Raw genomic sequence first — 24,511 nt, forward strand, 5'->3', positions numbered from 1 at the left:
AACTCCTCCAGAAGCTCGGCTACCTGCTGACAGCTAGCATCACGAAGAGGGCCCCGGGCCAACATAACAACCTTTTCTTTAGTTTCTTTAGGCACGGCATGCTTGGGAATCCGACCTCTGTTCTTATGAGCCAGGCCCGCAACACCATCAGCTTTCATCCTCTCCTTCAAGCGGATTACCTGGCGTTCACTTAAGCCCAGGACCTCAGCAGCCTGCCTGTTGGTAATCTTGCCTTTGACGGCCTGTTCAATCACAAACACCCTGCGCGACTCTTTAGCACTCAAAAAGATTTCTCCTCCCATAGTGACATTTTCTCAGTCCGCTTACAGGGTGACAATATCATAGTCCGGTGACATAACTACACCTCTCCATCCACTGCCATTGATTTTAAGAGAAAAATATAATACCCTAGATTAGAGAGTTGTCCGGTAGCTGGTTTGAGAAGGATTTTGCCAGTTACCTGTGGAATAATACGAAAAGCCGGGGTTTGACTTGAATTACAGGCAGGTGAGCTTTCAAGAAAAGATGCTGGAGCTGTTTGAGGAAATTAAAGATGAAATGGCTATCGTAGAACGGGAATTGCAAGCCACCTTGCAAACCCCGGATCCCTTTCTCACCGAAACCTCTACTCATCTTTTAAAGGCAGGGGGAAAGCGCCTGCGCCCTGCCTTTAGCTTGTTAGGAGGTAAGTGCGCCAATTTTCACCTGGAGCGGGTCCTGCCCCTGGCGGTAGCTTTAGAACTCATCCATATGGCCACCCTGGTTCACGATGATGTGGTAGACGCGGCCATGACCCGCCGCGGTGTACCCACCATCAAGGCCCGCTGGGGAAACCGGATTTCTACCCATATCGGAGACTACCTGTTTGCCCAATCCCTGATTCTTATTGCCAGCTATGATGAACCCCTGATACCCCGGGTGCTGGCCAATACCAGCGTAAAAATGTGCGAAGGGGAAATCCAGCAAATCTCCGGTTCCTTTGATACAGAGCAAACGGTGAAAGACTATTTTTATCGCATTAACCGTAAAACCGCCCTGCTCATTGCCGCCAGCTGCCAGTTAGGGGCCGTAGCCTGCGGTGCTCCAAAGGAAATACATTTTGCTTTACGGCGGTACGGGCACAACATCGGCATGGCCTTTCAAATAACCGACGACATCCTGGACCTGGTGGCCGAACAGCGCCAACTGGGCAAACCGGTGGGCAGCGACTTGCGCCAGGGCATCATTACCCTGCCGGTGATTTACGCCCTGGAACACAGCCCCCGGCGGGAACGTTTAAGAACGTTGATTTTATCCCGGGATAAGAATGAGGAACAGATTCAGGAAGCAATTACCATAATCCAACATTGTGGCGGGATTAAATATTCCATCGAAATAGCTGAAAAATACATATGGAAAGCCAAAGGGGCTTTAAGGAACTTGACCTCGCGCCCCGCCAAGAAAATATTAGAAGCTATTGCAGATTTTATAAGCATCAGAAAATTCTAGATAAAGGACTGAGGCTACTTGCCGAAAACCTATCCCGTGTCTTTAATTTTATCCCGGCGCCCGTGCCTGGTGGTGGGCGGCGGCAGCGTAGCCGAACGCAAGGTTTTATCCCTCCTGGCCTGTGGGGCTAAAGTAAAGGTGGTCAGTCCCACCCTTACCCAAACCTTACGAGAAGTGGCGGAAAAAGGAGAAATCAGCTACCGGCAGGGGGAATACGAAACTGCGGACCTGGATGGCATCTTTTTAGTAATTGCCGCCACCGACCGGGATGAGGTCAACCACCGGGTGGCTGTCGAGGCAATGGCCAGAAATATGCTGGTGAACGTGGTGGACGACCCACCCCATGGCAATTTTTATGTCCCGGCAGTGGTAAGGCGGGGTTCGCTGCAAATCGCCGTCTCCACGGACGGCAAAAGCCCTCTGCTGGCCCGAAAGATCAAAGAGGAGCTCGAAGAACGTTATGGCCCGGAATACGGTTTTCTGGTTGATTTACTGGGTGAAATACGCCACGATATTTTAGACAATACAGCCGATCCCAGGAAAAGACGGGATTCGTTGACGGCCATCCTGGATGATCAGGTTTTACAACTGCTGGCCAGGGGAGAACTCGAGCAAGCAAAGGAGCGGGTAATCAATGCTTATCATCGCGGTCGGAGTCAACCATAGAACAGCACCGGTGGAAATCCGGGAACGGCTTTCCTTCTCGGATCATTCCCTGGAAACATCTTTGGCCCGGTTAAACAGTTATTCCGCCATTGAAGGGTGTGTCATCCTGTCTACCTGCAACCGGACGGAAATTTATGCCGCCACGCGGGAACTGGACGAGGGGTTAAATGCCATCTGGGATTTCCTCTCCCGGAAATCGGGGGTGGACATTTCTGAGATTAAAAACTGTACCTACGCCCACACCCTCTATGATACCATCCGCCACCTGTTCCGGGTGGCAGCCGGCCTGGATTCCATGATCCTGGGGGAAACCCAGATTCTGGGTCAGGTGCGTCATGCTTACCAGCTGGCCTGCCGGTTCGGGGCAACCAACCGGGTGCTGAACACCTTGTTCCAGCAGGCCATCACCGTAGGCAAACGGGTGCGCACGGAAACGGGTATCGATCAGAACGCAGTATCCATCAGCTATGCCGCCGTGGAGCTGGCCAAACAACAATTCAAGGACCTCTCCGGACGCTCGGTGTTAGTTATTGGCGCAGGCAAGATGAGCGAGCTGACCGCCCGCCACCTGGTAGCCAACGGTGTATCGGGAGTAATTGTTTCCAACCGCTCCTACCAGAGGGCTGTCAACCTGGCCGCCCAGTTTAATGGCCGGGCAGTAAAATTCGATCAACTTTACTGCTATATCGAGGAAGCGGACATTATCATCAGCTGTACCGCGGCCTCCCACTATGTGGTGCGCCTCAACGACGTGGCGGAAGCCATTGCCCGCCGCCAGGGCCGGGAGCTGATGATCATCGACATTGCGGTACCCCGGGACATTGACCCGGCGGTGGGCCAGTTGCCGGGAGTAACCCTTTATGATATAGATGATCTGCAACAGGTGGTCGATCACAACCTGGCCCAGCGCAAAAAGGCCGCCGTGGCGGCAGAAAGCATCATTGAAGAAGAACTGGATCAGTTTATGCAATGGTTGAGTATGCAGTTTGTCGTGCCCACCATTGCAGCTTTAAAGCAACGGGGAGAAGAAATCAAACAAAAGGAATTGCGCCGGGCACTCAACCGGCTGGGGGACATTTCCGAACATGATCGCAAGGTGGTCAGTTCCCTGGCCAACTCCATTGTTAATCAGCTGTTACACGTCCCGGTAACCCAGCTGAAGGCCTATGCCCTTACCCCTGAGGGTCACTTGTATATGAAAGTATTGCAGAATCTTTTCAAATTGGAAATCCCAGGGGAACAATCCCAGGCCGGCAAAAAGCCTGTGCAGGGTAACCTGGCTACCGGCAGGTAAGATAAAATCTTTCCAAATGAGAGTAAGCTGGTGGCAACAGTGCCCGGCTCCGGACCAAGAGAAGGTGCCTTATTTTATGGAGGCAAATTTAATGAAGCAAGAAATTATCATCGGCACCCGGGACAGCCAGCTGGCCATGTGGCAGGCCCGGTGGGTTTTGGAAAAACTGCAAAAGTTATATCCCAGGAAAAGGTTTTTCCTGCGCGGTATGAAAACCCGGGGAGACCACATCCTGGATGTGGCCCTGGCTAAAATAGGGGATAAAGGCCTATTTACTAAAGAACTGGAAGTAGCTCTATCGGTCGGGGAAATTGATCTGGCGGTCCATAGCATGAAAGACCTGCCTACCCGGTTGCCCGAGGGTTTAATCATCGGGGCCTTTTGCCAGCGGGAGTACCCGGGGGACGTGTTGATTTCCCGCCATGGCCTTACCCTGGAAACGCTGCCCCCAGGTGCCCGCATCGGCACCAGCAGCTTGCGGCGCACTGCCCAGATACTTCATTTCCGGCCCGACTTTAACGTCACTACCATCCGGGGGAACTTGACCACCCGGCTGCGTAAATTGGAGGAATTAAACCTGGATGCCATAATTCTGGCCTACGCCGGGATACACCGCCTGGGACATGATGCACGCATCACCCAGCTCATCCCCCTCGACATCTGCCTGCCCGCCGTAGGCCAGGGAGCTATTGCCATTGAAATTCGCGCGGACGATCCGGAAATTCAGGATTTAATTCGTCCCCTGGATGACCCAGGCTCCCGGGCAACCATTACCGCCGAGAGGGCCCTGATGAGGAAACTGGAAGGCGGCTGCCAGGTACCCATTGGTGCTCTGGGACAAATACAGCATAACCAGCTGCTCCTGGAAGGAGCCGTAGCCAGTCTTGATGGCCGCCAATTGGTTCGGGACAGAATTTCCGGCCCGCCAAACGAGGCAGAACAACTGGGAGAAGAGCTGGCTGCCCGGTTAATAAAACTGGGTGCTGGGGGAATCTTAGAAAAGGCACGACAGGAGTTTGATCTTGAATGAAAAAGGGAACTGTTTATCTGGTAGGAGCAGGCCCCGGGGATCCGGGATTAATTACTGTTAAGGGCCTAGCCTGTATTCAAAAAGCTGACGTTATTGTTTACGACCGCCTGGTCAGTCCCAAGCTGTTATTCCACGCCGCTCCCGGAGCAGAACGAATTTATGTGGGCAAAAGCCCCTCCGGGCATGCCATGACCCAGGAAGAAATCAACCAGCTCCTGGTAGAAAGGGCTCTCAAAGGGCAGGTGGTTGTACGCTTGAAAGGGGGAGACCCCTTTGTTTTTGGCCGGGGAGGGGAAGAAGCCGAGGCTTTGGCGGAAGCAAGCGTCCCCTTTGAAGTGGTACCGGGAATCACCTCAGCTGTTGCCGTACCGGCCTATGCGGGCATTCCGGTTACCCACCGGGATTGCACCTCTACCCTGGCCGTGATCACGGGCAACGAGGATCCCTCTAAGGAAAGTTCCCGTATTAACTGGGAAAAACTGGCCACCGGAGCGGACACTTTGGTTCTTCTGATGGGCATGGCCAACCTGGAATCTATTGTCCAACAGCTCGTCAGGCACGGTCGTGATCCCCAAACACCGGTGGCGGTAATCCGCTGGGGAACCCGTCCGGAGCAAAAAACCGTCGTGGGTATTTTAGAAAATATTGTTTCCCGGGCCATGGAAGCAGGCGTCACCAACCCGGCCGTAATCATTGTGGGCGAAGTGGTGACCCTGCGGGAAAAGCTGTCCTGGTACGAAAAGAAGCCCCTTTTCGGGAAACGAGTCCTGGTCACCCGGAGCCGGGAACAGGCCAGCCAGTTATCCCGGGCCATTGAAGCGCTGGGAGGAGAAGCGGTGGAGTTTCCCACCATCCAAATCGTGGAACCGGAAAGCTACGAACCCATGGATGGAGCCATTGCCCGGCTGGATTCCTACCGCTGGATTATCTTTACCAGTGTCAATGGCGTACGCTTCTTCTTTTCCCGTTTGTTGCAACAGGGGAAAGATGTGCGGGATCTAAAAGGGGCTAATCTTTGCGCCATCGGACCCAAAACTAAAGAGGCCTTGGAAAGGTATGCTTTAAAAGTTACTCACGTACCCGATGAATACCGGGCAGAACAAATCATTGCCGGTTTAAAAGACCAGATCAAACCCGGCGAGCGCGTCCTTTTACCCCGGGCGGATATTGCGCGGAAAGTGTTGACCGAAATGCTCTCCGGCCTGGGGGCGGTGGTGGACGAGGTGGTGGCCTACCGTACCATTCCCGCCAGGGAGGATACCCAGCTGGTCAGACAAATGCTGGCTGAAGGAAAGATTCACATCATTACCTTTACCAGTTCGTCTACAGTGCGCAGTTTCGTCGAACTGCTGAAAGAACACCAGCTGTCCCGGTTGCTGCAGGGAATAACGGTAGCCTGTATCGGCCCGGTCACTGCCCAGACCGCCCGGGAATTGGGCCTGCCCGTGCACGTACAGGCGCGCCGCTATACCATTGAAGGCCTGGTTGAGGCCGTTGTGGAGGCAGTCCAAGGGAGGAATCAAAATGATCAGTATCAGTAAATTGCTCCTGGATACCGCCAATTTTGGTGATCAGCTGCGTTACAACCCTTCCTCCCGCAACCAGATCCACGGAACAACCACGGGCCAGGGCCCGGTGGTGGTCTGGAATATGACCCGTACCTGCAACCTGCGCTGTATCCATTGTTATGCCAGTGCGGACAACAAAAGGCATCCCGGCGAACTAACTACGAATGAAGCTAAAAAACTCATTGATGACCTGGCTGCCTTCAAGGTACCGGTACTCTTATTTTCCGGTGGAGAACCCTTAATGCGCCAGGACTTTTTTGAACTGGCCGCCTACGCCACCAGCCGGGGCATCCGCACCACCGTTTCCACCAACGGCACCCTAATTACCCCCGCCGTGGCCCGCCGTTTAAAAGAAATAGGCGTGGGATACGTGGGCATCAGCCTGGATGGCACCGGGGAAAACAACGACCACTTCCGGGGTCGGCCGGGAGCTTTTCAAGCCGCCCTGGAGGGCATCCGTAATTGCCTGGCGGTGGGGCAGCGGGTGGGGCTGCGCTTTACCATCAACCGGCATAACTTTCACCAGATGGAAGCCATCTTTGACCTCATTGAGCGGGAAAACATCCCCCGGGTATGTTTTTACCATCTGGTTTACAGTGGCCGGGGGAAGGAAATGTTAAAAGACGATATTACCCACCAGGAGTCCCGGGCCGCTCTGGACCTGATCATGGAACGAACGCTCGATTTCCACTACCGTGACCTGTCCAAAGAAATTTTAACCGTGGATAATCATGCCGATGGGGTTTATGTATACTTAAAATTGCGGGAAAGGGACCCCCAAAGGGCAGAGCGGGTTTACCAGCTGCTTTTGCACAACGGGGGCAACCGTTCCGGCATAGCCATTGCCGCCGTGGACTGGGAAGGCAACGTCCATCCGGACCAGTTTACTCCCCAGCACACCTTCGGCAATGTGCGGGAGAAAAGCTTCGGTGAAATCTGGACGGATCTCTCCCAGCCCATTCTGGCCGGGTTGAAAAACCGCCGGCCTCTTTTAAAGGGACGCTGTGCCCGCTGCCGCTGGTTGGAGATTTGTAACGGCAATTTCCGTACCCGGGCCGAAGCGGTATTTAACGATTTCTGGGCACCCGATCCCGCCTGCTACTTGACGGATGAAGAAATCGGTATTGCTTAGAACAAGGAGGTGCGTCCGGTGGCCTTTCCCATAACCCGTCCCCGCCGTTTGCGGGTGAAGGAAAACATCCGCCGCCTGGTGCGGGAAACCTGCCTGACGGTAGACGACCTTATCTACCCGCTTTTTGTCACCCACGGTCGGGGAATTCAAAACCCCGTGGAAGCCATGCCCGGGGTGTATAATCTTTCCCCGGATATGCTCCTGGAAGAAGCAGCCCGGGTGGTCGATCTGGGCATACCCGGCATTCTCCTTTTCGGCATTCCCCGGGAAAAAGATGAAACAGCACGGGAAGCTTATGACGATGAGGGGATTGTGCAGCAGGCCGTGCGGGCAATTAAGAAGGAGTTCCCCGAACTGGTGGTCATTACCGACGTCTGTCTCTGTGAATACACCAGCCACGGTCACTGTGGAGTGGTAGAACAGGGACGCATTCTCAACGACCCGACCCTCGAGCTCCTGGCCCGTACGGCCCTTTCCCACGCCCGGGCCGGAGCCGACATGGTAGCTCCTTCCGACATGATGGACGGCCGGGTGGCCGCCATCCGCCGTGCCCTGGACGAAGCCGGTTACCAGGATGTATCCATCATGTCCTATGCAGCCAAGTATGCGTCGGCCTATTATGGCCCCTTCCGGGAAGCGGTGGGCTCGGCACCCCAGTTCGGAGACCGCCGCTCCTACCAGATGGACCCCCCCAATGCCCGGGAGGCCCTGCGGGAGATAGCCCTGGATATTGAAGAAGGGGCCGACATTATCATGGTCAAACCTGCCCTGGCCTACCTGGATATTGTCCGGCAGGCCCGGGATGCTTTTAACTACCCCGTAGCAGTTTATAACGTCAGCGGGGAATATGCTATGGTTAAGGCTGCGGCCTTGCGGGGCTGGATTGACGAACGCCGGGTTGTCCTGGAAACCCTCACCGGAATGAAAAGGGCCGGGGCCGACATTATCATTACTTACCACGCCAAGGACGTGGCCCGCTGGTTACGAGAAGGTTAGTTCTTAGAGAGGATGTTAAGCCGTGCTGGTTTCCTGGAATACTACCAACGCCTGTAATTTGACCTGCCGGCACTGCTACCGGGACGCCGGCGCCAGGATGGAAGAAGAATTAAACACTTCTGAAGCTGCTAATCTAATTGATGAAATTGCCCGGGCCGGTTTTAAAATTATGATCTTTAGCGGGGGTGAACCTCTTCTACGACCCGATATATATGAACTGGTGCGGTATGCGGCCCGTAAAGGCCTGCGCCCGGTTTTTGGTACCAATGGCACTTTAATTACCGGCAGTGTCGCCGAAAAATTAAAGCAGGCCGGGGTACTGGCCGTGGGGATCAGCCTGGACAGCACCGAAGCGGATCAGCACGACCGTTTCCGCGGTGTCCCGGGAGCCTGGCAGGCAACCGTGGAAGGCATGGAAGCCTGCCGAAAAGCCGGCTTGCCTTTTCAAATTCATACCACGGTAGTAGAATGGAACTACGAACAGGTAGAGGCGTTAACCGACCTGGCCGTGCGCATGGGAGCTGTGGCCCACCACGTGTTTTTCCTGGTACCCACCGGGAGGGCCGTAAATATGGAAGAGGAATCCCTAAGGGCCGAACAGTACGAGCGCCTGCTTCACCGGTTAATGAAAAAACAAAGGGAAGTGCCCATTGAAATTAAGCCCACCTGTGCCCCCCAGTTTATGCGTATCGCTGCCCAAATGGGCTTAAAATTACGCTTTCAAAAGGGGTGCCTAGCCGGCACGGGCTACTGCATCATCAGCCCGAAGGGGGACGTTCAGCCCTGCGCCTATTTAAACATGCCCGTTGGCAATGTGCGGGAAACACCCTTCAGCCTTATCTGGCGGGATAATCCGGTATTCAAAAGGCTGCGTACCGGCGAGTACGGCGGCGGCTGCGGCAGCTGTAACTACCGTAATGTATGCGGCGGTTGCCGGGCCCGGGCCTACTACTACCACGGCGACTATATGGCCGAGGAACCCTGGTGCCTGTACCGGAAGGGCAAAAAAACAGCGGGGGAATAGTTCGTGACATTGGATAGCGTGGATAAACAACTGTTGAATATCATCCAAAGCCATCTGCCCATCGAACCGGAACCCTACAAAAAACTTGCCGAAACCCTGGGCACCACTGAAGAAGATATCCTCGCCCGGCTGAAACGTCTCATTAAAAAGGGGGTTATCCGGCGGCTGGGGGCCATTTTTGATTCCCGCCGGGTAGGTTACAGCGGCACCTTGTGTGCGATGAAAGTACCGGCGGAAAGAATTGAGGAAGTGGCGGCCGTAATCAACAGCTTTCCGGGAGTAACCCATAATTATTTACGGGATCACCCGTATAACATGTGGTTCACTCTGCTGGTGGAATCCCAGACCAAACTGGAAAACACCCTTGAGGAAATCAAAAGACGCACCGGCATAACAGATATGCTCCATCTCCCGGCCTTAAGAATTTTTAAAATCAGGGTTAACTTTGACCTGGGGGATGATGATAATGCTTAGCCAGCTGGACAAAGAAATTATCCGGGCCCTGCAGGAAGGTCTTCCCCTGGTCAGTCGTCCCTTTTTGGCCCTGGCAGAAAAACTTGGTATCAGTGAGGAAGAGCTTTTGGTCAAGGTGCGGGATTTTGTCGAGCAGGGGATCATCCGGCGTTTCGGGGCAGCCGTGCGCCATCAGGATCTGGGTTACGTCTCCAACGCCATGGTGGTCTGGCAAGTTCCGGAGGAACGCATAGAAGAAGTGGGCCGGCTGATGGCCTCTTTTGATGAGGTTTCCCACTGTTACCAGCGTCCCGCCCGGCTACCCGACTGGCCCTATAACTTGTTTACCGTGGTCCACGGACAAACACGGGAGGAATGCCGGGAGATTGCCGCCCGGCTCTCCCGGGCCAGCGGGGTTGCCAACTACCGTCTATTATTTAGTATAGCTGAATTAAAAAAGAGCAGTATGAAATACTTTGTGGAGAAATGAGGGTGGTATCTTGTCTTACGAAAGGTCTAAGGAACTGTTCGCCCAGGCCCGCCGTTACATGCCCGGCGGCGTAAACAGCCCCGTAAGGGCCTTTAAAGCCGTGGGGGGACAACCCCTTTTCATTGCCCGGGGGAAGGGAGCACTGATTTATGATGTGGACGGCAATGAATACATAGACTACGTGGGCTCCTGGGGACCGCTCATCCTGGGTCACCGGCACCCGGAAGTAACGGCAGCCCTGCAGGAATGCCTGAAAATCGGCACCAGTTTTGGTGCTCCCACCGAACTGGAAATTGATCTGGCCAGGGCCATTGTAGAAGCGCTACCGGCCGTGGAAATGGTGCGCCTGGTAAACTCGGGTACCGAAGCAACCATGAGCGCCCTGCGGCTGGCCCGGGCGTACACGAGGCGCAATAAAATTGTCAAGTTTGAGGGCTGTTACCATGGCCACGCCGACTTTTTGTTGATTAAAGCCGGTTCCGGGGCCCTTACCCTGGGGGTGCCCAGCAGCCCCGGTGTGCCGGCCAGCACGGCGGCGGACACCATTGCGGCCCCATATAACGACCTGGATACTTTAGAAACAATCTTCGCCCGGGAAGGTGAGGATATTGCCGCCGTAATTGTGGAACCGGTAGCGGGCAACATGGGCGTAGTACCGCCCAGGGAAGGCTTTTTGGAGGGCCTCAGGGAAATCACCCGCCGTTACGGTGCGTTATTGATCTTTGATGAAGTGATCACCGGCTTCAGGCTTTCTTACGGCGGCGCCCAGGCTCTGTATAACATCGATCCCGACCTGACCTGCCTGGGCAAAATCATCGGCGGCGGCCTGCCCGTGGGCGCTTATGGTGGAAAGCGGTACATCATGGAACAGGTGGCGCCGGAAGGGCCAGTTTACCAGGCAGGCACCCTTTCGGGCAACCCCCTGGCCGTAACCGCGGGCCTGGCCACCTTAAAGGTACTAAAACGGCCCGGCATTTACGAAGAACTGGAGCGTAAGTCTACCCTTCTCGCCCGAGGACTGGCCGAAGCCGCCCGGGAAACAGGCCTTGTGCTTTCCTTTAACCGGGTTGGTTCCATGCTCTGCACATTCTTTACCGAAACACCGGTAGTGGATTACGCCACTGCCTGCACGGCCGACACCCGCCGCTTTGCTGTCTTCTTCCAGTCCATGCTGGAACAGGGCATTTACCTGGCCCCGTCTCAATTCGAAGCAGCCTTTGTCAGCCTTGCCCATACCGACGAACATATCCAGCGGACGGTGGAAGCAGCCCGGAAGGCCTTTGTCGTTGCCAGCAAAATATAAAGATCACAGGGTTGGAGGAAAGGGCGAACTTGTGTTCGCAACCATTCCCCGGGGAGAAACTTCTTTTCGGGGCTTTTCTTTGCTTTCCGGGAAAAAGTCATTTGACAGACAGGGACACAAATGATATAAAATACCTAGCATGTGAATGTTATAACTTAAAAACCGGTCTTCTACCGGGGCCGGCATAAGGCCCCTTATTTGCATAGAATAACATCTAAGATAAGGAGGGATTTGATGAAGACCCTGCGCGTCCCCGAAGCCACAGTAACCAGGCTATCGATATATTCCCGGTATCTTGAACGGCTGGACCGTAACGGAGTAACCACTGTCTCCTCCGGGGAAATAGCTGAAGGGGTAGGAGTAAGTCCAGCCCAGGTGCGCAAAGATCTGGCCTACTTTGGCGAATTTGGTACCCGGGGAGTTGGCTATAATGTTAAAGATCTCATGCGTTACACCAAAAAGATTCTTGGACTGGACCAGGACTGGCCCTTGATTCTCGTAGGTGCCGGTAATCTGGGATATGCACTATGCACGTACAAGGGATTTAACAGCCGGGGTTTTAAAATTGTGGGCGTCTTTGACAACGACCTGACTAAAATAGGCAAGAAAATTGCCGAACTTGAAGTGTTGCCCATGGAAAAAATGCCTGAGGTAATTCAGGAACACAAAGCCCGCATCGGCATTATCGCCGTACCTCCCCGGGCGGCCCAGGATGTAGCTGACTTTATGGTTAAAAACGGCCTGGAGGCCATTTTAAACTTTGCCCCGGTGGCCTTGAACCTGCCGGAAGGGATAGAGATCCGCAATGTGGACCTGTCCGTGAAACTGGAAATACTCACCTTTAATTTGGGCTTCAAGTCCGCCCAACGCCTGTAAAACACCGTGAAAGGCCGTGCACCACGGTCTTTTCTTTAGCCGGTGATAGAAAATGACCTGGTATATCGGTGTCATAGGTGGAGCCGAATGTACAGAGCCGGAACGGGAACTGGCCGAGGAAGTGGGCCGTGAAATCGCCCGGCGAGGGGCTATTTTAATTTGCGGCGGCCGGGGCGGGATTATGGAAGCCGCTTCCCGGGGCGCCCGCCAGGCAGGAGGAATGGTCGTCGGCATTCTCCCGGGCCGCCACCGCGGGGAAGGTAATCCCTATTTAACGGTGGCCCTGCCCACCGGACTGGGAGATGCGCGAAACGCCATTATAGCCTGTGCCGCCGATGCCCTCGTTGCCATCGGTGGAGGTTACGGCACTCTCTCGGAAATCGGCCTGGCTCTTAAAATGAACAAGCCGGTAATTGGCCTGGATACCTGGAAATTGGAGCGCCCCGGTCTGTCCGGTGGCATACGCCCAGCTACCAGTGCCCGGGAAGCAGTGGAGCTGGCTCTGCTCTTAATTTCTACTTGAAAGGGGAACCATGATGATCCATACCCTAACCGTTAACACCACCACCCGCTCCCAGCTTGTGGATATTACTTCTCAAGTAAGGAAAATCGTTCAGACTGAAAAAATCACCGAAGGATGCTGCCACCTCTTTGTACCCCATACCACGGCCGGCATTACTATTAACGAACACGCCGATCCGTCAGTTGCCTATGATATACTGTCCGAACTGGACAGGCTGGTACCGCGGGAGGGAAACTACCGGCACCTGGAAGGAAACGCCGACGCCCATATCAAGGCCAGCCTCGTGGGCTCATCCCTGACCGTGCTGGTGACCGGCGGCCAGCTGGTCCTGGGTACCTGGCAGGGGATCTTCTTTTGCGAATTCGACGGACCCCGGCAGCGCAAAGTGCTAGTCAAGGTGGTAGCCGATTAGATTTCCTCACATCTAAAAGTTGAAGCGGGACAGGTCCACGCCCCCTGGCTCCTCTTCCGTTTCTTCACCTGCCGCCACCGCACGGGGAAGGGTACCCTGGGCGGCAGGGATACCATCCTCCTCCCGGACCTCCGGCAGCAAATCCCCCAGCTTGGTCATGACTTTTTCCACATCTTCCTGGTATTTCAGCAGGACATTCAGCGCCTCAGCCACCACACGGAACTCCAGTTGCTTTGCCTCCAGCAGCAGCATGGTGCGGGCAAAGTCCAGGGTTTCGGCTATGCTGGGGCTTTTTTTGAGGGGTAAACGACGCAGATTGTGAACGAAATCAACCACTTGAGCAGCTAGCCGACCATCAATTCCGGGAACCTTTAAAGCAACAATGGCCCGCTCCTGTTCGGCAGTAGGATAGGGGATGTACAGGTGCAAACAGCGCCTTTTTAAGGCATCACTGAACTCCCGACTGCTGTTGCTGGTAAGCAGGGTAAAGGGGATATGCCTGGCCCGTATGGTACCCAGTTCGGGAATGGAAACCTGAAACTCGGAAAGGGCCTCTAAAAGAAAGCTTTCCAGTTCCTCATCGCTTTTGTCCACTTCATCCACCAAAAGGACCACCGGTTTTTTGGACAAAAAAGCTTTCAAAAGCGGTCGGGCCAGTAAAAATTCCGGTGTATAAATATCCTGGCGCAGTTCTTCCCATACCTGCTTACTTCCAGCGGCAACCTGGATGTAAAGTAGCTGTTTTTGATAATTCCACTCGTAAAGGGCTTTGGCTTCATCCAGACCGGGATAACATTGCAGGCGAACCAGCGGGGTATTCAATGCTCCCGCCAGGGCCTGGGCCAGGGCCGTCTTACCCACGCCCGCCGGTCCCTCCACCAGCAGCGGCTTGCCCAGGTGGGCAGCCAGGAAAAGGGTAGTGGCCACAGTACGGTTACAAATATACTGCTGCCGCAAAAGGCCATCGGCTACAGTTTGCACACTGCGGAACAGGTGGTGCATATCTGTTTCAGACCTCCGTAAAAACATCGGTAAGGCCATGTAAAATTTTGACTGCAACCAGAGTTCTCTGATGGGATGAGTGCTGACTATATACTGTTTAAATGCATGCCAGGTACCTACAACCGGTGAGTGCTGGGAAACGGAGCGAGCGCGTGCAAAACGGCAGGCGAGTACAGAGTTACCTACTGAATCTTAATACGAACCACCGGTAAAATGCGCCTTGACGAAAACAGAATTTTAACGAGAAAATGAATGTAAAAAGACATACAATAATAGGCATTAAAAACTTTCTACATAACGGGTGACATGACGTGCTGATAGAGATTCTCACCCGCAACATGGACAAAAAGCCCGCCTTGTTAACTTTTCTGGCGGAACAACCGGGCCTGTGCACCCGGGGGAATGAAATCTTTGTGGACGGTCTACAAATGACCGTGGGGCAAAGCTATATTTATATTACCACCCGGCAATGGGAATGGGGAGAGAAAATCGTCCCACGGCTTTTTTCCATTGTACCCCATGCCTACTCTTCCTCTTACTTCGAGCCGGTAACCGATCAAAAAATTCTGGTTACCGCCATAGCCCGCCCGTTACCGGAAATTATGGAAAGGTTGACCCTGCTGGAACATCTCGACCTGGAAGCGGAAGAGCTGGCCGGACAATTCCAGGTACAGTGGCAATCGCGGGACGTAGCGGTCAGTTGCCCGGTTTCCCTGATGGTCCAGGGAGGGATAGCCACGGCCAAGATTAAATTTACCACCCACTTCCGGGACGCGGAGCACCATTGCCGGCAGCTCTTAAATAAAATTTCCCTTGCGGAAGTGCTGCGGGTATTCACCCCGGAAGTAACCGCACCCAGGGAAGAACCCCTGGTAGGGGTGCTAACCATATCAGCCCGAAAAGTTGTAACGCCGGAGTGCTGTGCGGAATTTTTAAATCACTTTCAAGGTCAAACCCTTTATTTGGAGCAACAGGATGCCCTGCGGGCCTTTCTTGATCCCGCCGGTCACCTCACTTTCCGCCAGACCGCCCAAAAAATAGAAGCGGAGCTTTACCTGGAAAAACCGGAGGTACTGACCGAAAAACTCCATCATCAGTTGACTGCAATGCTTGGTTTTACCGATTTAACCCTGCATCGGACTATAGATAAAATCAGCCTGGAACCTCATACCTTAATTAAAAACCTGGGATTTACCAAAGATCACCGGTTTCATCTTTTTACCCGCCCGGGAACCTTCCTGGCCAGCTATAACATCAAAGAAAGGCAAATGAGCCTCGCCGCTTCAGTTAACCTGGCAGAGGAAGGGGCAGTGGAGCGGGTAGTCCAGTTGTACAGGGCCATGGAAAATTTCACTAACCGGGTACTGGAAAATATCTAGGTAATAAGGGGTTTAGCCAGAAACCCATGGTTGGGCATTTGATCGGCTTCATACAATTGTTAAGGCAGGCCGGCATCCCCGTCTCCACGGGGGAAATGCTGGATCTTTTGCAGGCCCTATCCCTCCTGGAACCCACCCGGGAAAACCTCCTCCTGGCCATGCAGGCCACCCTAATTAAGGAAACCGGACAGGAGAAGATCCTGGAAAAACTCTTTGACTTATACTGGACAACACTCAAACAAAAGGCTAGAAAGCAGGAACAGCCAACCAATAAAACCGCCATTCCCATTCATCCCCCCCGGCTGTCCCGGGAAGAGTTTAACGCCAGACTGGCACAGATGAAAGAATGGTTGCGGCAGGCCCTGAAAAGTGAAGATGATTTGCTGGCGGGGGGCGGAAAACCGGCAGGGCAGGGGGGCGGCAAGGGAAACGGCCCGGAACAGGGAAGAAGAGAATGGCATTTTCAACATGGTAGTGCGGTTCCCCTTGCGGAAGCGGGACAGCGACTGGCCATGATCATTGCAAAAGGCAGCGAAGAAGATTTAAAGGCCCTGGCCCGGGAAGCCGTATTTACCCTGGTCCCACCGGATGAAGTTGCTCCCGGAGAAGATCCCCGGCAAATGCTAAACCAGTTGAAAATACGCCTCGACTGGGCACGGGTAAAGGATTGGCTGGAACGGTCCCCCCTTGGGGAGGCGGAAAAGCTGCGCCAGCAGGAAAATCTCCTGCGGCTGGAACGCCTGCTCAACCGGGAACTCGCACAGCTGCGCTGCAAAAGACAACCAGAAAAGGAGCTTCCAGCCATCGCACGGGAGGCCAATCTGTCCCAACGTTCCTTTGCCGAGCTGGACCCGGAACAGGTGATACAAGTGAAGAGGCAAGTAGCCCGCCTGGGGCGCCGACTGGCCACCCGCGAGGGTTACCGGCGCGTTCCGGCGACCCGCGGGGCGGTAGACATAAGCCGTACCGTACGCCTGGCAGCCACCACCGGGGGAGTGCCCATAATCCTCTGTCACCAGGGCCGCCAGGCAACACGACCGGATTTAGTTGTGCTCTGCGATCTTTCCGGTTCAGTGGCTCCTTACAGCCAGTTCATGCTGCTCCTGGTCCACGCTATGCAAAATAAATTCCGCATGGTGCGTTCATATGCTTTTGTTGACGCCATAGCCGAGGTCACCGTCCAATTAAGAGAACTTGACCTTGAGAGGACAGTGCGGAACATCCAGCGGCAAACCGGTATCTGGCGGACAGGTTTTTCCGACTACGGCGCGGTTTGGCGCCAGTTTTTTCACGAACACCTGCATGTACTTCACCGGAAGGCTACCCTGATCATCCTGGGAGATGCCCGGAACAATTATAAGCCACCCGGGGAAGAGTATTTCCGGGAGATTTGCCGCCGGGTCCGGCAGGTGATCTGGTTAAACCCGGCCCCCCGGGAAAGCTGGAACCAGGAAGACAGCATTATGCATCTTTACACACCCTACTGCCGGCACGTTTTTGAATGCCGCAACCTTTCCCAGTTAACCAGAATCGCACGCCAGATCTTTTAACTTTAAAAAGCTTGACAGCTGCCAGTGCTTCTCGTATATTAGTAATTGCTGAAGGGGTCAAGAGATGAACAACGTGAACAAAAAATGTTGCCTTTCTAGATGAATGAAATTACCCCCTTGTCAAGTATCCCGTAATATGTTACAATAATACTTGTCAACAAAACGTGCGGCAGTGGCGGAATTGGCAGACGCGCAAGATTCAGGTTCTTGTGGGCGTACGCCCGTGGGGGTTCAAGTCCCTTCTGCCGCACCAAACCCAGTAAAATCAAGGCCTCCGGGGATCGAAAACCGGGGGTTTTTAATTTTTCTGCACGCAATACCCGGAAAAAGGTCTTGCACTTAGTCTTGCGAGGAGTCTGGCACGTCCAAAAACATGTCATTCCAGAAAGCATTGGAAAGCTTTGTCCGCCGGTACAAGGCAAAAAGGGACACGCGAAACATTGGGTGTAGGAAAACCCGGATAGAAAAAGCGGGAGTAGTTGGGCTTTTAATTCGCCCTGACTCATGTCCAGAGCCTAAGCCAGCAGTTTTATGTTTTTGAGCCTTGACCGCCTCGGTGGCCAATGAAACGTCCGCAAGCCCGCGGGGTTAGAGTGGGAATATGAAGAGCACCCGGAGCGGTACGTCCCGTTTTCAAAGATACTTGGGGAAAACCCCGACTGGCAACTTCAAGAGAAATACCTCCTGTCGATATTATTCGACAGGTTTTTCTTGACGCATTTTCCTGGAAGTAGTTCAATTGATCTGGTACAAATTGGTAAAATGGAGAGATTTTTGTTAGACCTTGGTAGGGCAATTCTACGTCTGGAGAAGGTCAAGGGGGAGTTGCTGAATACCGACCCCCGCGACAAAGAAAAACTTCTGGCAGCCAGCCGGAAGGTGGATGAGCTGGTGATGGAGTATTACCGGGTGAAGCACAGCCCTGAAACAACGGGGTCGGCAGCAAGAAGATAACTTTTCCATTCCGGAGCAGGAACCCGCGCCGGGAAGTAGAAAAGAAGTAGAAAAAATCAGGTAACTACTAAACAAGGGGGAGTTCAAAACCGCGAAGCAGTGGTGGCAGCAGGGTACGTGCCGTGTAAGGTATGCACGCCGTAGGTGTGTAGCCCCAAAATAATAGGCTAAGAAGGGGGGTGATTTGTATGATCAAGTTGAGGGGCCACCACTTGATTTGCCTGCACTTCTACCGGGGCGAGGGATACAGTAGGGAATTTGTTGAAAACCTGGAAGACGTAATGCGCAGGGCTACGCAGGGAGAAGAAATAGCGGTAGTTGAAGGCGCGGACGACATCTGCCGGGCTTGCCCAACGCTCCAAGGAGAAAAGTGCGTCGCCAGGCCCGGGGTGGACGCAGAAATCAGGGAAATGGATGCGGAAGCGGCCGCGTACCTTGGTGTCGCAGTCGGGTCGAAGGTGCTCTGGCAGGAAATAAAGGCCAAAGTGATGGCTGCGTCCAAAGAGTGGCTGGCGTCTTTCTGCGAGGGGTGCGATTGGGAAAAAGTCTGTACCGAGAAAAATAAAGAGCTCAGGCTGGGTTGAAGCAAACTCTGTTTTTAAAAACAGAATAAAAAAATATAGGTAAATCTAGGGAGGAGGAGTGATGGAAAATGATAAAAGCAAAGGACATGACGCAGGAGCAGATTACTCATTCCTTTTGCAGCTGGTGTAAGTATCGCCGCTTATTCTTAGGTCATACCTACTGGGGGTGCGGCCTGGAAAAAGAGAAAATGGAAGAACACTGCTCATACCGGCAGGCGGTGCAAAGGGAAGAAAAAAAAGCAAAGCAAAGCGGCGTGACTCATTAATTTCGCTCTTTTTCTTTCACCTGTCGCTAGCATGGGATTTATGTCCATTATTGTGGTGTAAAAGTGGTAATCATGAAGCGTGAGAGCCATCCCTCCCTTTGGATAGATAAGAAATTTCACAATTTCAATTACCAGGAGGAAGAAAGGATGGCTCACTATCCGTTGTCCTTTGCAAGGGTTATTCGTCCGGGATGATGGGGCGCGGTTGGTGTAGGAGGTGCTGAAACCAGGGCCAAGCCCCTACTAACGCACCCGAAGAGCGGCAGGGGTATTGCAACGGGCATCGGGATAAAGTACTCAAGCACCGGGGGGATGAACTTACTCTCTATGGTTCCCCAACTGTGGCGCGGGCACTTCCTCACGGAACTTTGAACGGTACCAGCAGAGCGGACATGCGCTCTTATTTAAATAATGACTACCTACACAAGTATTCTTGTCTACCAGAAGAAATTTACACTAGAATTCGAACTTGACCAGGACTTATCTTCTTTGAAAAGAATAAAAACACTGCACACCCTTTTCCAGAACACTAAATAAAATCGACAAGATAGTGTATTTTAAGAATTTTAAGGAGGAAAGTCTTGTGGAGCGATTTCGCAAATATATGGGTAAAGAAATTAGCCCGGAAAATTTAAAAGACACAGAGAGGATAAATTACCTTGGCATTACTTGTACCTATTTGCCAGATCCACCGGAAGATTTTGATGAGTTTGAATTCAGTATGGATTTTAATGAACAGGAAAATATTGTGATTACGGTAGCTATAGAATCAGGAAAGGTTAAAAGGGTCATGTTCAGTGCGGCTGATAAAGAAAATCCGCATGAAATCAGGAGCCTAACTCCATCCCAGATAGAAGAACTCCTTTTAAACAAAGGCGATCAACTGGTCCAGTTTTTTGAATTCATCACCAAATAATGTACTTTGATTACTATTTGACCACCTTCGACGGTAAACACAACTTAGGCGTGTACATAATCCTAACCACCCCAAATTAGTAGGGAGGGTTACTGGATGCCTGTTAGAGTGGAAGTTTTAGGCAATGTTCCGTCAAACGAAGGAGGGCGCCCTGGTTGATTACCGGAAGGATGTGCGTTTGGTGAACGCGACCTATTCTTTCAATATCGGTTTTTAGAGGGCGTGCTGGAGCGGCTGTATGGTAGCGGCGTGGTGCTGACCTACCGGTTTGACGGCAATTTGGCTCCCGAGGAATCGCCGGTAGTCCTGGTTGATGGAATGATAGTAGTCAAGGGCGGTTTAGTGCCCGTTCCAGTGGTGAACTACCTGGACAGGTTGGGTGTACCACGAATCGTTCCTGTGAGGGAATAATGCGGAAGCTTTTTCTAATAACTATTGTTAATTTATAAAAGTTAGAAGGTGCAGATAATTTTAATTTTTTTATTTTTTGGGCAGGAATTGTAGCTATAATGCTGAATTAATGTAATTATCAATAATAATTATACTAATCCCCGGGAGTCTCACAGAACAAGCTCCAGGGTCATCTAGCAAGGAAATTGCTAGTAACCCCAGGAGAAACAGGACAGGAAAGATGCAAGTCCTAGCAATATGCTGCTCGGAAAAGGTGGGAGGGAAGGGGAAGGTCCAGGAAGCAGTAAAGTTGGAATAAAAAAGAAATTGTTTTAAAGGAGTAAGATGCAAAATGGCTAAAGATCTATCAAGCAAAATAAGCCGGGATCTGATTGAGCACATTAAGGAAATAAGCGGGCAAAATGCTAATCTCTGCATGCAATGTGGAACCTGCAGCGCAAGTTGTACGGGTAGAGAGATTATGGACTTTTCACCGCGCATGGTTATGCGCATGATTCAACTGGGAAACAGCAAAGCTTTAAATTTGAAGTCTATGTGGGTATGCAGCACATGCTTAATTTGCACTGCCCGCTGCCCCCGGGGCATAGATATTGCCCGGTTAATGGAAGCCCTGCGGGTAATTAACCTGCGCCAGGGCAGGGAAGTACTGGTTGCCGAAAAAATCCCGTTAGAATTGCTCACTGAAGTTCCACAGATGGCCTTAACCAGTGGTTTTCGCAAGCTAAGCGCGTAAAAGGGGGGACAAGGATGAGAATCCCATACTTTCCAGGATGCACCCTACACAGCAAAGCAAAGGGTCTAGATGATTCTACCCGGGGCTCCCTGGCCGCTTTAGGCATCGAATTAACTGAACTACCCCAATGGACCTGCTGCGGCACGGTATTTCCCCTGGCCCAGGATAATTATATCGGCATGGTTGCAGCAGCACGCATTTTAGCCAATGCGGCTAAAGAAGAGGGGGGCAAGCTCGTTACGGTTTGCTCCTTCTGCTATCACGTACTAAAAAGGGTCAATTATGTAATAAAAAACAACCTTGAAGCCAGAAAAAAACTAAATGATTATTTAGAAGAGAATTACACCGGGGAAATTGAACCCGTTCACCCGTTGGAAATCTGTAAGGAAAATGTTGGGCTTGATGCAATCAGGGAGAAGGCAACAAAAAACCTAAAGGGGCTTAAAGTTGCCTGTTATTATGGTTGCATGCTTGTCCGGCCGGCTTCGGAAATGAATTTCGACGATCCCGAAAATCCTACCATCATGGAAGAGCTAGTTAGTGCCATAGGCGCGGAGGTGGTAGAATATTCCTATAAAACAACCTGCTGTGGTTCGTATCAAATACTGTATGATAACGATTTGGTAATGCAAAAGGTGGAGGAAATACTGAACTCTGCCACTGCCAAGGGAGCGGAAGCAATCATCACCAGTTGCCCCCTTTGCCAGTTTAACCTGGACTGGTCGCAGGAAAAAATCCTCCAGAAGAACGCCGGTTTTCAAAAAATCCCCGTTTTGTATTTTACCCAGCTTTTGGGTTTAGCTCTGGAACTTCCCCAGGAAAGCCTCGGGCTGGACAAACACTATGTAGATCCCAGACCTTTACTGGTGGGAGCGTAGATCTGCCTTGAAGGAGGAAAGAATTATGGCCGAAGAAAGAGAAATGGTAAACATATACATTATGGGTAAACATTATAAGGTGCCCTATGGCCTGACGATTATGAAAGCCATGGAATACGCGGGCTACCGTTTTATCCGGGGCTGCGGCTGCCGGGGGGGTTTTTGCGGTGCCTGTGGTACGGTTTACCGCAAACCGGGAGATTTCAGGCTAAAAGTGGGCCTGGCCTGTCAAACCATGGTGGAAGACAACATGTATTTGACCCAGATCCCCTTTTACCCGGCCAATAAAGCCACCTATAACCTGGAAGAACTCACTCCCACCCTGGCCACATTGCTGCGGTACTATCCTGAAACAACCCGCTGCCTTGGTTGCAACCAGTGTACCAGGATCTGTCCCCAGGAATTAAAGGTAATGGACTATATAGCCGCGGCCCAGCGGGGAGATATTGAAAAAGTGGCCCATTTATCCTTCGATTGTATTATGTGCGGTCTCTGTGCTTCCCGCTGTCCCGCTGAAATCGTTCAATATAATGTGGCCATTCTGGCTCGCCGGCTCTATGGCCGCCATATTGCCCCACCGGCCCAACACCTGGCCAAACGGGTAGAAGAAATCAAGGCCGGGAAGTTTGATGAGGAACTGGACAGGCTGATGAAGATGGATAAAGAGGAACTACAAAAGCTATACAACGCCCGGGATATTGAACCTTAAGGAAGGTGAATAATATGTATACTCAGGAAATGCTGGAAGCTATTAAACTCGTGGAACAAACCAGGGAACGGCGTTTAAAGGAAACTTTCCCCCGTCTGAAGCCGGAAGAGAAAGAAAATCTTTTGCGCTCCTACCATCCGGACTATATGCCTGAAGCCACCAGGCCGGTAAAGGTAGGCCCCAATAAAGGCGAAAAATTTACCCACGAACATGCCGACCTGCTGGAAAGCCGCAGTATGCTTGATCCCGATACTTTTTCCCTGGACAATATAGAATTCGACGTGGATGTCCTGGTTATTGGCGGTGGCGGAGCCGGTACATCGGCAGCGCTTTTAGCCCACGAAGCGGGAGCCAGTGTACTGATCGCTACCAAGTTGCGCCACGGCGATGCCAACACCATGATGGCTGAAGGAGGCATCCAGGCAGCAGACAAAGAAAACGACTCCCCGGCCATCCACTACCTGGACGTGATGGGCGGCGGAGGTTATTATAATATCCCCGAACTGGTCGCCGCTTTAGTAAAAGACGCACCCCTTTGCATCCAGTGGTTGGAAAGCCTGGGCTGCATGTTCAGCAAATTCCCCGACGGCACCATGCATACCATTCATGGCGGGGGCACCTCCCGCAAACGCATGCATTTTGCCCATGACTATTCAGGCGCGGAGATTATGCGCACCTTGCGGGATGAGGCCCGCAACCGGGGTATTCCCGTTATTGAATTTTCCCCGGCCGTGGAGCTAATTATTGATGAATACGGGCAGTGTGCCGGAGCTGTACTGTACAATCTAGAAACCGAACAGTACCTGGTGGTAAGGGCAAAAACAGTGATTATTGCCACCGGCGGTTCCGGCCGCCTGCACATTGGCGGTTTCCCCACCACCAACCACTACGGTGCCACGGCGGACGGCATTGTCATGGCTTACCGGGCAGGGGCAAAGTTAATTTATCTGGACGCCACCCAGTTCCACCCGACTGGCGTGGCCTTTCCCGAACAAATCGTCGGGCAACTGGTAACCGAAAAGGTGCGGGGTCTCGGCGCCCAGCTGGTTAATGCGGAAGGTGAGCAATTTGTCTACCCGCTGGAAACCAGGGATGCGGTTTCATCGGCAATCATCCGGGAATGTAAAGAACGGAAGAAAGGAATAACCACGCCCAGCGGCATGCATGGCGTGTGGCTTGATTCCCCCATAATCGATATTATTCACGGCAAGGGCACGGTGGAAAGAGAACTGCCGGCCATGTTTCGCCAGTATAAACGTTTCAATATAAATATGGCCGAACAACCCATCCTGGTTTACCCAACTCTTCACTACCAAAATGGCGGCATTTTGATTAACGACCGGGCCGAAACAAGCATCCCCAATCTCTACGTGGCCGGCGAAGCATCCGGGGGAGTACACGGGCGCAACCGGCTTATGGGCAACTCCCTGCTGGATATCATCGTGTTTGGCCGCCGGGCCGGCATGAATGCCGCCGAAAGGGCAAAAAGCGTAAAATTAGGCAGGCTTACCCTCGATCACGTCAAACGCTACCATGAGGAACTGCGAAAAGAAGGTCTTGGCCAGAAGGTCGCCCCGATTTTACTCCCGGACTATCGCGGTAAAATCAGTGGTTAACAATTACTTACTTTGAAAAAACGAGTAGGAGGGGGCGGCTAGCCCCCTCCTCTCACACCACCGGACATGCGGGTCCGCATCCGGCGGTTCACCAAGCTTGACGAAGACTTTGATAGCGTTCGGTTAAGCTCATCAGGCCCTGGGACTGCCAGTAAGCGTTGCCCAGGGCTCTATTCATTGGCCCGTGAGCCATCCGCCATGGCCCTTTGCGAGCGTTGGCGAATTCATGTACTACCCATTCAGGCAGTCCCAGTGCAC

General features: G+C 52.7%; 27 protein-coding genes and 1 tRNA gene. 26 read left to right on the forward strand and 2 right to left on the reverse strand.

Annotation, left to right across the window (positions count from 1 at the left end):
• Positions 1-284 (reverse strand): helix-turn-helix domain-containing protein (locus BUA65_RS15135; RefSeq protein ID WP_131821530.1); only part of this gene is annotated, 284 nt, incomplete at its 3' end.
• Positions 285-525: 241 nt separating this feature from the next.
• Here BUA65_RS15135 and BUA65_RS15140 point away from each other — a divergent pair.
• The 14 genes from BUA65_RS15140 to BUA65_RS15210 all read left to right on the forward strand — a co-directional run bounded on the left by BUA65_RS15140 (position 526) and on the right by BUA65_RS15210 (position 13,255).
• On the forward strand, positions 526-1,488 hold the full coding sequence (locus BUA65_RS15140; protein ID WP_072870961.1) for a polyprenyl synthetase family protein: 963 nt from the start codon (positions 526-528) through the stop codon (positions 1,486-1,488).
• 18 nt (positions 1,489-1,506) lie between these two features.
• Positions 1,507-2,154, forward strand: coding sequence for a precorrin-2 dehydrogenase/sirohydrochlorin ferrochelatase family protein (locus BUA65_RS15145; RefSeq protein WP_072870921.1), 648 nt, complete (start codon positions 1,507-1,509; stop codon positions 2,152-2,154).
• Positions 2,123-3,448: a glutamyl-tRNA reductase gene (gene hemA / locus BUA65_RS15150; RefSeq protein WP_072870922.1), complete on the forward strand. Its 1,326-nt coding sequence runs from the start codon at positions 2,123-2,125 to the stop codon at positions 3,446-3,448. Before BUA65_RS15145 ends, hemA begins: the two co-directional genes overlap by 32 nt.
• Before the next feature lie 91 nt (positions 3,449-3,539).
• On the forward strand, positions 3,540-4,478 hold the full coding sequence (gene hemC, locus BUA65_RS15155) for a hydroxymethylbilane synthase (RefSeq protein WP_072870924.1): 939 nt from the start codon (positions 3,540-3,542) through the stop codon (positions 4,476-4,478).
• Positions 4,475-6,019, forward strand: a complete 1,545-nt coding sequence (cobA, locus tag BUA65_RS15160; RefSeq protein WP_072870925.1) for a uroporphyrinogen-III C-methyltransferase — start codon at positions 4,475-4,477, stop codon at positions 6,017-6,019. Before hemC ends, cobA begins: the two co-directional genes overlap by 4 nt.
• The gene (gene nirJ1, locus BUA65_RS15165) at positions 6,003-7,178 is read left to right on the forward strand and encodes a putative heme d1 biosynthesis radical SAM protein NirJ1 (RefSeq protein WP_072870927.1); all 1,176 of its coding nucleotides are present in this window, start codon (positions 6,003-6,005) and stop codon (positions 7,176-7,178) included. Before cobA ends, nirJ1 begins: the two co-directional genes overlap by 17 nt.
• 18 nt (positions 7,179-7,196) lie before the next feature.
• On the forward strand, positions 7,197-8,174 hold the full coding sequence (gene hemB, locus BUA65_RS15170; RefSeq protein WP_084062548.1) for a porphobilinogen synthase: 978 nt from the start codon (positions 7,197-7,199) through the stop codon (positions 8,172-8,174).
• Between the two features lie 22 nt (positions 8,175-8,196).
• A complete protein-coding gene (gene nirJ2 / locus BUA65_RS15175) occupies positions 8,197-9,198 on the forward strand; it encodes a putative heme d1 biosynthesis radical SAM protein NirJ2 (protein WP_072870931.1) in 1,002 nt (333 codons plus the stop codon).
• Between the two features lie 3 nt (positions 9,199-9,201).
• On the forward strand, positions 9,202-9,672 hold the full coding sequence (gene ahbA, locus BUA65_RS15180; protein ID WP_072870932.1) for a siroheme decarboxylase subunit alpha: 471 nt from the start codon (positions 9,202-9,204) through the stop codon (positions 9,670-9,672).
• The gene (gene ahbB, locus BUA65_RS15185; protein WP_207543912.1) at positions 9,665-10,141 is read left to right on the forward strand and encodes a siroheme decarboxylase subunit beta; all 477 of its coding nucleotides are present in this window, start codon (positions 9,665-9,667) and stop codon (positions 10,139-10,141) included. Before ahbA ends, ahbB begins: the two co-directional genes overlap by 8 nt.
• Positions 10,142-10,151: 10 nt before the next feature.
• Positions 10,152-11,444, forward strand: coding sequence for a glutamate-1-semialdehyde 2,1-aminomutase (gene hemL / locus BUA65_RS15190; protein WP_072870934.1), 1,293 nt, complete (start codon positions 10,152-10,154; stop codon positions 11,442-11,444).
• A gap of 234 nt (positions 11,445-11,678) precedes the next feature.
• The gene (locus BUA65_RS15200) at positions 11,679-12,320 is read left to right on the forward strand and encodes a redox-sensing transcriptional repressor Rex (protein ID WP_013822609.1); all 642 of its coding nucleotides are present in this window, start codon (positions 11,679-11,681) and stop codon (positions 12,318-12,320) included.
• A gap of 52 nt (positions 12,321-12,372) precedes the next feature.
• The gene (locus tag BUA65_RS15205; protein WP_072870938.1) at positions 12,373-12,843 is read left to right on the forward strand and encodes a TIGR00725 family protein; all 471 of its coding nucleotides are present in this window, start codon (positions 12,373-12,375) and stop codon (positions 12,841-12,843) included.
• Positions 12,844-12,853: 10 nt separating this feature from the next.
• A complete protein-coding gene (locus tag BUA65_RS15210; protein ID WP_114281517.1) occupies positions 12,854-13,255 on the forward strand; it encodes a secondary thiamine-phosphate synthase enzyme YjbQ in 402 nt (133 codons plus the stop codon).
• Positions 13,256-13,267: 12 nt separating this feature from the next.
• Here BUA65_RS15210 and BUA65_RS15215 read toward each other — a convergent pair whose 3' ends face one another.
• On the reverse strand, positions 13,268-14,257 hold the full coding sequence (locus tag BUA65_RS15215; protein ID WP_072870942.1) for an AAA family ATPase: 990 nt from the start codon (positions 14,255-14,257) through the stop codon (positions 13,268-13,270).
• A 311-nt stretch (positions 14,258-14,568) separates the two neighbouring features.
• Here BUA65_RS15215 and BUA65_RS15220 point away from each other — a divergent pair, with 311 nt between their 5' ends.
• The 12 genes from BUA65_RS15220 (at position 14,569) to BUA65_RS15275 (ending at position 24,253) form a co-directional block, all read left to right on the forward strand.
• Complete coding sequence (locus BUA65_RS15220) at positions 14,569-15,636, forward strand: hypothetical protein (protein WP_072870944.1); 1,068 nt, start codon at positions 14,569-14,571, stop codon at positions 15,634-15,636.
• A 26-nt stretch (positions 15,637-15,662) separates the two neighbouring features.
• Positions 15,663-17,186, forward strand: a complete 1,524-nt coding sequence (locus tag BUA65_RS15225) for a VWA domain-containing protein (protein ID WP_072870946.1) — start codon at positions 15,663-15,665, stop codon at positions 17,184-17,186.
• A gap of 166 nt (positions 17,187-17,352) precedes the next feature.
• Positions 17,353-17,439: transfer RNA gene (locus BUA65_RS15230), tRNA-Leu, on the forward strand.
• A 521-nt stretch (positions 17,440-17,960) separates the two neighbouring features.
• Positions 17,961-18,140, forward strand: a complete 180-nt coding sequence (locus BUA65_RS15235) for an aspartyl-phosphate phosphatase Spo0E family protein (protein WP_072870947.1) — start codon at positions 17,961-17,963, stop codon at positions 18,138-18,140.
• Positions 18,141-18,328: 188 nt separating this feature from the next.
• Positions 18,329-18,724 carry a DUF1284 domain-containing protein gene (locus BUA65_RS15240; RefSeq protein WP_072870949.1) on the forward strand — a complete coding sequence of 132 codons (396 nt, stop codon included), beginning with the start codon at positions 18,329-18,331 and terminating at the stop codon, positions 18,722-18,724.
• Positions 18,725-18,792: 68 nt separating this feature from the next.
• The gene (locus BUA65_RS15245; protein ID WP_072870951.1) at positions 18,793-18,990 is read left to right on the forward strand and encodes a hypothetical protein; all 198 of its coding nucleotides are present in this window, start codon (positions 18,793-18,795) and stop codon (positions 18,988-18,990) included.
• A 583-nt stretch (positions 18,991-19,573) separates the two neighbouring features.
• Entirely contained in the window at positions 19,574-19,906 is a 333-nt protein-coding gene (locus tag BUA65_RS15250; RefSeq protein WP_072870953.1) for a P-loop NTPase family protein, read from the forward strand.
• A 222-nt stretch (positions 19,907-20,128) separates the two neighbouring features.
• A complete protein-coding gene (locus BUA65_RS15255) occupies positions 20,129-20,317 on the forward strand; it encodes a hypothetical protein (RefSeq protein ID WP_072870954.1) in 189 nt (62 codons plus the stop codon).
• Between the two features lie 331 nt (positions 20,318-20,648).
• Positions 20,649-21,050 (forward strand): 4Fe-4S dicluster domain-containing protein, encoded by a 402-nt coding sequence (locus tag BUA65_RS15260; RefSeq protein ID WP_072870956.1) that lies wholly within the window; start codon positions 20,649-20,651, stop codon positions 21,048-21,050.
• 14 nt (positions 21,051-21,064) lie between these two features.
• Entirely contained in the window at positions 21,065-21,928 is an 864-nt protein-coding gene (locus BUA65_RS15265; RefSeq protein WP_072870958.1) for a CoB--CoM heterodisulfide reductase iron-sulfur subunit B family protein, read from the forward strand.
• A gap of 25 nt (positions 21,929-21,953) precedes the next feature.
• A complete protein-coding gene (locus BUA65_RS15270; protein WP_013822597.1) occupies positions 21,954-22,637 on the forward strand; it encodes a 4Fe-4S dicluster domain-containing protein in 684 nt (227 codons plus the stop codon).
• A 14-nt stretch (positions 22,638-22,651) separates the two neighbouring features.
• Positions 22,652-24,253 (forward strand): FAD-binding protein, encoded by a 1,602-nt coding sequence (locus BUA65_RS15275; RefSeq protein WP_072870960.1) that lies wholly within the window; start codon positions 22,652-22,654, stop codon positions 24,251-24,253.
• Positions 24,254-24,511 lie beyond the last annotated feature (258 nt).

This window comes from Desulfofundulus thermosubterraneus DSM 16057 (assembly GCF_900142025.1).
GTDB classification, from domain to species: Bacteria; Bacillota; Desulfotomaculia; order Desulfotomaculales; family Desulfovirgulaceae; genus Desulfofundulus; species Desulfofundulus thermosubterraneus.

Coding starts and splice junctions, on each gene's coding strand:
- BUA65_RS15210 (WP_114281517.1), top strand. CDS start 12,854: ATGATGATCCATACCCTAACCGTTAACACCACCACCCGCTCCCAGCTT.
- BUA65_RS15200 (WP_013822609.1), top strand. CDS start 11,679: ATGAAGACCCTGCGCGTCCCCGAAGCCACAGTAACCAGGCTATCGATA.
- BUA65_RS15270 (WP_013822597.1), top strand. CDS start 21,954: ATGGCCGAAGAAAGAGAAATGGTAAACATATACATTATGGGTAAACAT.
- BUA65_RS15225 (WP_072870946.1), top strand. CDS start 15,663: ATGGTTGGGCATTTGATCGGCTTCATACAATTGTTAAGGCAGGCCGGC.
- BUA65_RS15265 (WP_072870958.1), top strand. CDS start 21,065: ATGAGAATCCCATACTTTCCAGGATGCACCCTACACAGCAAAGCAAAG.
- BUA65_RS15260 (WP_072870956.1), top strand. CDS start 20,649: ATGGCTAAAGATCTATCAAGCAAAATAAGCCGGGATCTGATTGAGCAC.
- nirJ1 (WP_072870927.1), top strand. CDS start 6,003: ATGATCAGTATCAGTAAATTGCTCCTGGATACCGCCAATTTTGGTGAT.
- cobA (WP_072870925.1), top strand. CDS start 4,475: ATGAAAAAGGGAACTGTTTATCTGGTAGGAGCAGGCCCCGGGGATCCG.
- BUA65_RS15205 (WP_072870938.1), top strand. CDS start 12,373: ATGACCTGGTATATCGGTGTCATAGGTGGAGCCGAATGTACAGAGCCG.
- BUA65_RS15275 (WP_072870960.1), top strand. CDS start 22,652: ATGTATACTCAGGAAATGCTGGAAGCTATTAAACTCGTGGAACAAACC.
- ahbB (WP_207543912.1), top strand. CDS start 9,665: ATGCTTAGCCAGCTGGACAAAGAAATTATCCGGGCCCTGCAGGAAGGT.
- BUA65_RS15140 (WP_072870961.1), top strand. CDS start 526: ATGCTGGAGCTGTTTGAGGAAATTAAAGATGAAATGGCTATCGTAGAA.
- hemA (WP_072870922.1), top strand. CDS start 2,123: ATGCTTATCATCGCGGTCGGAGTCAACCATAGAACAGCACCGGTGGAA.
- BUA65_RS15245 (WP_072870951.1), top strand. CDS start 18,793: ATGATAAAAGCAAAGGACATGACGCAGGAGCAGATTACTCATTCCTTT.
- BUA65_RS15215 (WP_072870942.1), bottom strand. CDS start 14,257: ATGCACCACCTGTTCCGCAGTGTGCAAACTGTAGCCGATGGCCTTTTG.
- hemC (WP_072870924.1), top strand. CDS start 3,540: ATGAAGCAAGAAATTATCATCGGCACCCGGGACAGCCAGCTGGCCATG.
- BUA65_RS15240 (WP_072870949.1), top strand. CDS start 18,329: ATGATCAAGTTGAGGGGCCACCACTTGATTTGCCTGCACTTCTACCGG.